General features: G+C 68.5%; 10 protein-coding genes. 6 read left to right on the forward strand and 4 right to left on the reverse strand.

The genetic code is table 11. The features are described 5' to 3' along the window. Positions 1–205 precede the first annotated feature (205 nt). The 3 genes from queF to V7Q48_RS18035 all read left to right on the forward strand — a co-directional run bounded on the left by queF (position 206) and on the right by V7Q48_RS18035 (position 2,305). On the forward strand, positions 206–670 hold the full coding sequence (gene queF, locus V7Q48_RS18025; RefSeq protein WP_333840596.1) for a preQ(1) synthase: 465 nt from the start codon (positions 206–208) through the stop codon (positions 668–670). A 149-nt stretch (positions 671–819) separates the two neighbouring features. After that, a complete protein-coding gene (locus V7Q48_RS18030; protein ID WP_333840598.1) occupies positions 820–1,002 on the forward strand; it encodes a Flp family type IVb pilin in 183 nt (60 codons plus the stop codon). A 331-nt stretch (positions 1,003–1,333) separates the two neighbouring features. After that, entirely contained in the window at positions 1,334–2,305 is a 972-nt protein-coding gene (locus V7Q48_RS18035) for a GAF domain-containing protein (protein WP_333840600.1), read from the forward strand. 24 nt (positions 2,306–2,329) lie between these two features. On the opposite strand, the gene ygfZ is transcribed toward V7Q48_RS18035, so the two are convergent. Continuing rightward, the gene (ygfZ, locus tag V7Q48_RS18040) at positions 2,330–3,067 is read right to left on the reverse strand and encodes a CAF17-like 4Fe-4S cluster assembly/insertion protein YgfZ (protein ID WP_333840602.1); all 738 of its coding nucleotides are present in this window, start codon (positions 3,065–3,067) and stop codon (positions 2,330–2,332) included. Between the two features lie 38 nt (positions 3,068–3,105). On the opposite strand from ygfZ, the gene pyrC reads away from it, so the two are divergent. Further along, positions 3,106–4,146: a dihydroorotase gene (pyrC, locus tag V7Q48_RS18045; RefSeq protein WP_333840604.1), complete on the forward strand. Its 1,041-nt coding sequence runs from the start codon at positions 3,106–3,108 to the stop codon at positions 4,144–4,146. 10 nt (positions 4,147–4,156) lie between these two features. Here the strand turns inward: pyrC and rarD are convergent, their stop codons facing one another. Continuing rightward, positions 4,157–5,074, reverse strand: a complete 918-nt coding sequence (gene rarD / locus V7Q48_RS18050) for an EamA family transporter RarD (protein ID WP_333840606.1) — start codon at positions 5,072–5,074, stop codon at positions 4,157–4,159. 191 nt (positions 5,075–5,265) lie between these two features. On the opposite strand from rarD, the gene V7Q48_RS18055 reads away from it, so the two are divergent. Both V7Q48_RS18055 and V7Q48_RS18060 read left to right on the forward strand, forming a co-directional pair. After that, positions 5,266–5,769 (forward strand): glycine zipper 2TM domain-containing protein, encoded by a 504-nt coding sequence (locus tag V7Q48_RS18055; protein ID WP_333840608.1) that lies wholly within the window; start codon positions 5,266–5,268, stop codon positions 5,767–5,769. Between the two features lie 97 nt (positions 5,770–5,866). Further along, positions 5,867–6,184, forward strand: a complete 318-nt coding sequence (locus V7Q48_RS18060; protein ID WP_333840611.1) for a hypothetical protein — start codon at positions 5,867–5,869, stop codon at positions 6,182–6,184. A 3-nt stretch (positions 6,185–6,187) separates the two neighbouring features. Here V7Q48_RS18060 and V7Q48_RS18065 read toward each other — a convergent pair whose 3' ends face one another. Together V7Q48_RS18065 and V7Q48_RS18070 are read right to left on the reverse strand one after the other, a co-directional pair. Beyond that, positions 6,188–7,636 carry a succinylglutamate-semialdehyde dehydrogenase gene (locus V7Q48_RS18065; RefSeq protein WP_333840613.1) on the reverse strand — a complete coding sequence of 483 codons (1,449 nt, stop codon included), beginning with the start codon at positions 7,634–7,636 and terminating at the stop codon, positions 6,188–6,190. A 68-nt stretch (positions 7,637–7,704) separates the two neighbouring features. Further along, complete coding sequence (locus V7Q48_RS18070; protein WP_442947160.1) at positions 7,705–9,075, reverse strand: protein adenylyltransferase SelO family protein; 1,371 nt, start codon at positions 9,073–9,075, stop codon at positions 7,705–7,707. Positions 9,076–9,113: the final 38 nt, after the last annotated feature.

Below are 9,113 nucleotides of genomic sequence, written 5' to 3' on the forward strand. Positions count from 1 at the left end.
GGCGGTGGGGAAGGGGTGCGTGCCGCTCATGGCCTTGCGCTTCATGCCTCTTTGCAACGGGTCCGGATCACGACGGCCATGGCGTCGATACCGCCTTGTCCGAAGCGGGCCTGCATAGTGTCTGAACGGGCAGGCGCAAGCCGCCGGCTTGCCCGTGGCGGCCGACGGGTGCATTGGGCGCGGCAACGAAAGGAATCTCCAACCGATGTCCGACACCCCCATGCCGGCCCCGCTGCACCTGGGGCAAACGAGCGCCCTGCCTGCCTCGCCCGAAGAGGCCGTGCTCGACTACGTGCCCAATCCGCGTCCGGGCACGCTCTATCTCGTCCGCTTTGCCGCGCCCGAATTTACCTCGTTGTGCCCGGTCACCGGGGCGCCCGATTTCGCCCACCTGGTTATCGACTACGCCCCGGGCGAGACGATCGTCGAGTCGAAGTCGCTCAAGCTGTTCCTCGGCTCGTTCCGTAACCACAACGGCTTCCACGAGGACGTGACCGTCGGCATCGGCCAGCGCCTGTTTGCCGAGATGAAGCCGCGGTGGCTGCGCATCGGCGGATATTGGTACCCGCGTGGCGGCATTCCCATCGACGTGTTCTGGCAATCGGATGCACCGCCGCCGGCACTCTGGCTGCCCGATCAGGGCGTGGGCGGCTATCGCGGGCGCGGCTGAGAGCGGTCCATTCCGGCTCGCGTTCGCGCCTTGCGCCGGATCGGATATTCTGCGGATATTTTCTAAGCAAATGTCCGCAGCGCGTTTACCAAGGCTTAGGGTGTAGCGGCGATAAGGGCTCCGGGGTAACTAACCAAGGAGACCGGGAAATGACCTTCTTCAAGAAGCTGATCAAGGACAACGAAGGCGCCACCGCTATCGAATACGGCCTGATCGCCGCGCTTATCGCCGTTGCCGCCATCACCGCCATGGGCGCGCTGGGCAACTCGCTGTCGAACACGTTCAACTACGTGTCGAACGACATGAACAACGCCCAGGACGGCAAGCTCTAAGAGCTGGCCTGACGGCTTGATGGAAACCGGCGGCGCCGATGCGACCGCCGGGGACCGTCCCAAGGTTTGCGGCGATCCGTCCCGGATCGGGGTGCAACCATCCACGGTGGAAAGGGGGCCTTCATCGGCCCCCTTTCTTTTTGTGCGCGCCTCGCGGCCCGGCAGGGGCGGCATCTTCGTCCAAAGGACAATGGGCGAAATCGGAAAAGCCTTGCAAACGGAGAGGATGGAGCCAGAGGACAAGGCGGTGCCGGGGCTGGCCGACGGACGCGTCGTTGACGGGTGCGTCGCCTGCAGTCCCGAACAAGCCCCCGGCGGAGAGGAGCAGGCCATGGCCGATGCGGAAACGATGCACAGCGAGCGCGTGCTCGACGCGGTTCATTCCTCGCGCGCGGCGGTGTCGGCGGTGGCGGCCTCATGGTGTCGTTCGGCGTTGCACCATGGCCTCGATCCCGCAGCGCGTGCGCCGGCGGTCGATCCCCTGGCCGGTCGCGACCTCGACCTGCTGCGCGCGGCCAATGGCGAACTGCTCGCCGTCGCCGCCCCGGTGCTCGACAGGCTGCACGGCAGCGTCGGGCTGGCAGGGGCCTGCGTGATGATCGCAGATGCCGGCGGCGTGGTGCTCGACTGGCGCGCGCCCGACGGCGATGCCGCGCGATTCGAGGAACTGGGCCTGGCCCCGGGCGTGTCGTGGGCCGAGGCGACGCAGGGCACCAACGGCATCGGCACCTGCCTAGTCGAGCAGCGGCCCGTGACCATTCACCGCGACGAACATTTCGCCAGCCGCAATGTCGGCGTCAGTTGCATGGACGCGCCGATCTTCGATCCCACCGGCCGGCTGGTCGCGGCGCTCGACATATCCTCGGCGCGCGGCGATCACGACCGAGCGATGGCGACGATGATTGGCGCACTGGTGCAGGACGGCGCCCGCAGCATCGAGCGCGACCTGTTCTGCCGCCATTACGCCGATGCCCGGATCATCCTGGCCGGCGGCGGCACGGATCAGGCCGGGCGCGGACAGGCACTGCTCGCAGTCGATCGCGACGACCTGGTGATCGGGGCGACGCGGGCCGCGCGCCAGCACTTCCGCCTCGGCAACGGGACGCGAATCGATCCGCGGCCGTTGGGCGACATGCTCGGGCCTGCGGTTCCGGCCAGCTTCGACGATGCGGATCGCGCGGTGCTGCGCCAGGCGCTGGCCCGCGCCGGCGGCAATGTCAGCAGCGCGGCGCGCCTCCTCGGCATCGGCCGTGCGACCTTCTACCGGCGGATGGAGCGGGTCGGCCTGTCGCTCAGGCACTGACCGCGCGAACTCGCCCTTGTGGCTTCATTCAGGGCGCAGGGCATCCTCGAGCCAGTGCGGCGGCTGCGTGATCGCCTCGACGCGCAGGTGATCGACCGCGAGGCCCAGCTCCGGGTAGGCGGCGCGCTGGCGGGCCGGGTCCGAACGGTCGAGCGGCACGACCACGAGGCGGCGGTTGACCTTCTGCCGCCAGTTCATCCGCGCGGTATTTTCCTGCCCGATATAGCAGCCCTTGGTGAAGCTGACGCCGTTCAGCTCGGCGGCATTCGCCTCGAGCCACAGCGTCTGGTCCTGGCCCAGCTCGGCCTGCCCTTCGGCAACGCCGAGGCGCAGGCGATGCGCGCGCCATTGATCGTCGACCGGCGTGTCGTCCCCCGAGACGGCACCGACCCAGCGCTGCCCCAGCGCCGATAGGCGCGGATCCGCCGCGCCGCCGTCGCCGGCGTGGCCTTCCCAGAAGACCCCCAGTTCGGGTGCGATCGCGATCGTGATCTGCCGGCGCAGGCGATAAAGCGACAGGCGCTTGACCAACGCCTCGGCTCCCGCCGCCTCGCAGTCTAGAAGCAGCGCATCCTTGCCGTCGGGCCAGACGATGAAATCGAACAGCGCCTTGCCTTGGGCCGTCAGCAGCCCGGCCCAGACCGGCAGCGTGCCGGTCACGTCGTTGGTGACGAGGCCCTGGAGAAACGCGGCCACGTCCTCGCCGGGTTGGGCAGGGGACAGGCGCACGAGCGCACGATCGAACAGGCGGGGGTTGCTCATGGGTGACAGATAGGGTGGCCAGCGCCTAAGGGGAAGGCATGGAACCGCAGACGACTCTCACCATCCGCCGCCCCGACGACTGGCATGTCCACTTGCGCGACGGCGCGATGCTCGAGGGCGTGGCGCCCTATACCGCGCGCCAGTTCGCCCGCGCGATCGTGATGCCCAATCTCTCGCCGCCGATGACCGACGTCGCCGGCGTGTCGGCTTATCGCGACCGGATCCTGGCGGCACTGCCGCAAGGCAGCGATTTCACCCCGCTGATGACGCTGTACCTTACCGATCACACCGATCCCGACGAAGTGCGGCGCGGCCATGCCGCCGGGGTGTTCACTGCAGCGAAGCTCTATCCCGCGCATGCCACCACCGGTTCCGCGCACGGCGTGACCGACATCGCCAACATCCACCCCGTGCTGGAGACGATGCAGGCGATCGGCATGCCGCTGCTAATCCATGGCGAAGTGACCGATTCGCACGTTGACATCTTCGATCGCGAGGCGGTGTTCATCGAGCGCACGCTGAGCCGGCTGGTGCAGCAGTTCCCGGCATTGCGCATCGTGTTCGAGCACATCACCACAGAAGAGGCGGCGCAGTTCGTCGAGCACGTCGGCGCCAATGTCGGCGCGACGATCACGCCGCAGCACCTGCACATCAACCGCAATGCCATGCTCGTCGGCGGCATGCGCCCGCATGCATATTGCCTGCCCGTGGCCAAGCGCGAGAAGCACCGGCTCGCGCTGCGCAAGCTGGCGACCTCGGGCCATCCGCGCGTTTTCCTGGGCACCGACACCGCGCCGCACGCCCGGCATCTCAAGGAAAGCGCCTGCGGCTGCGCGGGGCTATTCAATGCGCCCTTCGCGCTCGAAAGCTACGTCGCCGTGTTCGACGAGGAAGGCGCGCTCGACAAGTTCGAGGCTTTTGCCAGCGAGAACGGTCCGCTGTTCTATGGGCTGCCTCTCAACGAGGGCACGGTGACGCTGGAGAAGTCCGGCGCCACGGTTCCCGACGAGATCGCTGCCGGCGGGACGACGCTGGTGCCGTTCCATGCGGGCGAGACGCTGGCCTGGCGCCTGGTCTGATCAAGCGGTGTCAGGCGTGCCTTGCAGCGCGCCTTGGCCGGCGGCGCAGCATGTCCCAGGCGAACACGGCGATCGCACACCAGATCAGCGCGAAGCAGATCGTGCGCTCGCGGCTCATCGTCTCGCCATAGAGCGTCAGGCCAAGAATGAAGACGATCGTGGGCGAGATGAACTGGATGAAGCCCAGCACGGAAAGATCGAGCTTGCGCGCGGCTGCCGCGAAAAGCAGCAGCGGCCCTGCCGTCACTAGCCCCGAGGCGGCCAGCAGCCAGGGTGTCCAGTCCGGCGCCGCCATCGCCCACCCGGCCGCACTGCCCTTTGCGTGCCAGACCACGAACAGCGCGAGCGGGTAGAGGACCAGCGTCTCCACGGTCAGGCCCACGACCGAGGAGACCGTCACGAACCGCCTGATCAGGCCATAGGCGGTAAACGACAGCGCCATACTGAGCGAAAGGCCGATCATCGCGGGCGCCTGCGAGGCAAGGACCATCGTGCCGGTGAGCGCGAGGGCCGCCGCGATCCACTGCGGACGGTTGAGCCGCTCGCCCAGGAAAAGCACGCCGATGACGACATTGAGCAGGGGATTTATGTAGTATCCCAGGCTCGCTGCGAGGACGTTGTTCGACGCCAGCGCATAGAGGTAGATCAGCCAGTTGCTGCCCACCGCCACGGCACTTGCCACCAGGCGGCCCAGCAGTGCCGGGGTCCGCAGCGTGGCCAGCAGGGCTGGTCCTTCGCCGAGCGCGACGACCATGACGAGACAGACCGGCAGCGTGCAGATCACCCGCCAGCTGACAAGTTCGGTCGCGGGTACGGCCTGCAGCGTATGAAAATAGAGCGGGAAAAGCCCCCAGGCCAGATAGGCCAGCAAGCCTGCCGCCAGTCCTCCCCTGGCGTCGGATGTCGTCCGTTCGTCCGTGTTTTTCATGGCCCGCCTGTGGCAGGCGCAGCCTTTTGCGCAAAGGCGAGAAATAATTTCGGGTTGCGATGTGTTTCTGACAGCGCCGTTGCAGGTCGTTCAGATTCGATGGCGTAAACATGAACCATCGAAGACACGAACTGTCGAACGGCCAAGGCCAAGGAAGGCCCGACCGCCCGACGCAGATCAGGAGACCGACCATGACTGCCATTCGCAAGACTCTGCTGGGCCTCGCTGCTTCGGCAACCCTCGCCACCGGTATCGCCCCGGCCTCGGCGGCCATCCTGCCGCTGGCCCACGGCACCGGCAACACGGCCGTCGCTTCGCCCATCGACCAGGAAGGCTGGAACCAGCGTGGCTGGCAGGATCGCGGCGACTGGCGCGATGGCCGCGACTACGGCCGTGGCTACAACGACTATCGCGGTTACAACGATTACCGTGGCTACAACGACGGGCGCTACAACGGTCGCGACGATTACCGCGGCGTGGCTTATCGCGGCCAGTCCTGGCGCGGCAACGACGGCCGCTACTACTGCCGCCGCAACGACGGCACCACCGGCTTGCTCGTGGGCGGTGTCGCCGGCGCGCTGCTCGGCCAGGGCGTGGCCGGACGCGGTGACCGCACCCTCGGCGCCATCCTCGGCGCCGCCGGCGGTGCCCTGCTGGGCCGCGCGGTCGACCAGAACAGCCAGCGCTGCCGCTAAGCTGACGAACTGATCCCTGTTCGTCGGTGGGACCTTCGCGGGGAACGGGCAGGGATGGGGCTCCGGTGCGTGGTGGCACCGGAGCCCTTTTCGTATTGTGGCCGATGCACTTGCAGCGGTTTCACCCGCGCCGATGGTAATGGCGCATCAACCCAAGTCGCGGCACAAGGCGTCGATGATTCGCAAGGTTCTTTTGATTTCGACGGCATTGTGTGCCGCGCTTTCAGGCTGCGGCGACGACCCGGAAAAGGCGCGCAAGCGCGACACCGACCCCGCAATGGATGCAGCCCTGCAAGGCCAGCTCATGGTCGATCCCGACCTGTCGCAGCAGAACATGCGCAACCAGGCGACCGTGCCGGGTGGCCCGATCGATCCGGCGACGCCTGCACCCGATCCTGCGACCGGTTCAGATTAGTTTTTACGGCTTGAGGCCGATGCCGATCGAGGCGCGCGGCTGGTCGATTTCGGCCGAGCTGACCGGATAGGCGCAGTGATCGGCGGTGTAGAAACCGCCGGGGCGGTGGTTGCCCGACAGGCCCAGGCCGCCCATCGGCGAGGCGGGTGATACGCCGTGCGTCGGGCGGTTCCAGTTGACGACGCCGGCACGAAGCTGCGCCCAGAACCGGTTGTAGTCCTGCGGCGTACCGCCCACCAGCGCCGCGGCGAGGCCGAAGCGCGTGGCATTGGCGACGGCCAGCGCCTCGTCGAAATCGCCGACCCGCACGATCTGCAGGATCGGGCCGAACAGTTCGACGTCGGGCCGATCCGCCATGCCGGTCACGTCGATCAGTGCCGGCGAAAGAAACGGCAGCTCGCCGCGCGGCCGCAGCAGGTGTCGGATCGCGCGGCCGCCGTGGGACAGCAGATAGACGAAGCTCTCGGTGAGGCCGTCTGCGGCATCGTTGTCGATCACCGGCCCCATGAACGGCGCGGGATCGTCGAGGGGGGCGCCGACGATGAGGTTGTCGCACAGGCGCTGCACTTCACCCACCACGGCATCGTACATCGTGTCGCGAACGATCAGGCGACGCGCGGCGGCAGCGCGCTGGCCTGCGCCGGTGAAGGCGGACTGCACCACCAGCGCGGCGACGTCGGAAATCTTGGGCGTGTCCCACACCACGATCGGGCTGTTGCCGCCCAGCTCCAGCGCGACGACCTTGCCCGGCTGGGCCGCAAGCCGGCGGTTGAGCGCAAGGCCCACCTGGCTCGACCCGGAGAACAGGACGCCATCGACGCCGTCGTGCGCAGCCAGGTCGCGGCCATGCGTGGCATCGCCTATCAGCAGTTGCGCGACGCTGGCCGGAATGCCGGCGCGATGAATGCAACGGATCACGGCTTCGGCCGTCGCCGGGGTGCGAGGCGAGGGCTTGAGGATGACCGCGTTGCCCGCGATCAGTGCCGGCACGATCTGGCGCACCGGGCCCTCCGCGGGCAGGTCGAAGCTGGTGATGATCGCCATCACGCCGTGCGGCTTGTGGCGCAGCGCGGCGGTTCCCTGCAGCGCGCTGTCGAGACGGCGCTGCGCGGTGCGTTCGGCATAGCCGCGCACCGCCACCTCGACCCGCGCAACCGCCCCATCGATCTCGCCGCGCGCATCCCATAGCGGCTTGCCCGTCTCGCGTGCGACAAGCAGGGCCAGGGGTTCGGCATCCTTGCGCAGCTCGTTGGCGAAACGGCGCACCAGTTCGATGCGGGTGGACAAGGGCTGCGCGGCCCAGCCGGCCCAGGCCCGTCGCGCGCGCGCGACGGTATCGTCGACGTCGCCGCACAAGCCACGCCACACCTCCATGCCGGTCGCAGGCTCGATCGAGACCAGTTCGGCGATGGCGTGGGAGCTGGCCTCGATACGGGGGGTGGTGGTCAGCATGTTGTCCCGCGGTAAACCGGATTGGTTATCATTGCGTCACTCCTGGCCTCCGCAGCCTGTCGGAGTGCTTAATTGTCCTGCAGCGAATGCCCCTGGGCCACGGGCCTCCCGCCCGGCACGCCGCGCAACGCCTCGCCCAGCCGGCGGATCGCAGCGACCTTGTCGTGCAGCAGCAGCCAGTCGTCGTCCGAGGCGATCGGCGCCCACAAGGCCTCGACTTCATCGATCAACAGCGCCGGCGGCGCCGCTTCGTTCCACAGCGGATGGTCGGTCGCACCCGGTAGCGGAGCACGATCGCCCAGCGCGGGCAGCGCCTCGGCGCCGCGCCCGCCACGGTGTGCGAAGAAAAAAGCGTCGGGGCCGATGCCTTGCGCGCGCATCGCGCTTTCGCATGCCGCAACGAGGGCGGCATCCGCCTCCGCCCCGGCCGAAGCGACGCCGAGGCGCCAGCACCAGCGCCGCGCCATCGCCACCTGATACAGCGGCCCGAAGCGTTCGAGCGCGGCGATCAGCGGGGCTGCGTCCTCGACCAGGCGGAGCGCGACGGCGAGTTGCCCGCAGTTCCAGCCGATCGCCTCGGGCTGGCGGCCGAAGGCATAGCGGCCGGCATCGTCGAAGTAGGCGGCGGTGAAGCCCGCGTCCCACGCCGGCAGCCATCGCCACGGACCGTAGTCGAAGCTCTCGCCGCTGACGTTCATGTTGTCGGTGTTGAGCACGCCGTGGACGAAGCCGGCGACCATGTAGCTCGCCGCCATGTCGGCCAGCCGCGCCACGACCTGGTGCAGCAGCGTCGCCGCCGGGCTGGCGCCCTCAGGGGCAAGGTCGGCCGGGCCGGGGAAATTCTCGAGGCAATAGGCGATCAGCGCGTGCATCTCGTCGGGCTTGTCGAGCGCGAGCAGGCGCTGGAACGTGCCGATGCGGATGTGCCCGTGGCTGAGCCGGACAAGCACCGCAGAGCGCGTGGGCGAGGGCTCGTCACCGCGCCACAGGCTTTCGCCGGTTTCCACCACCGAGAAGGTGCGGCTGGTGTTGACGCCCAGCGCCTCCAGCATCTCGGTCGCCAGGATCTCGCGCACCGCGCCCTTCAGCGTCAGCCGCCCATCGCCGCGCCGGCTCCACGGCGTCTGTCCCGAACCCTTGGTGCCGAGGTCCATCAGACGGCCGCGGCCGTCGCGCATCTGCGCGAAGGTGAAGCCGCGCCCGTCGCCCAGCTCGGGGTTGTACACGCCGAACTGGTGGCCGTGATAGCGCAGCGCCAGCGGGCCGGGGAGATTGCCGGGCAGGGGCGCGAAGCGCGCGAAATGCGCCACCCATTCGGCATCGTCGAGGCCGGCCAGGCCCACCTCGGCCGCGGCACGATCGTTGCGGAAACGCAGCGTGGTCTCGGGAAAATCGGCGCCGGCGACCGGGTCGCCCAGCCAGCCGGCAAGCTCGGCCAGCTGCGGATCGGGGCGATACGGGGTGTGCGGGTCGGCGG

Origin of the sequence: Novosphingobium sp., assembly GCF_036803765.1 — a bacterium.
Classification (GTDB): Bacteria; Pseudomonadota; Alphaproteobacteria; order Sphingomonadales; family Sphingomonadaceae; genus Novosphingobium.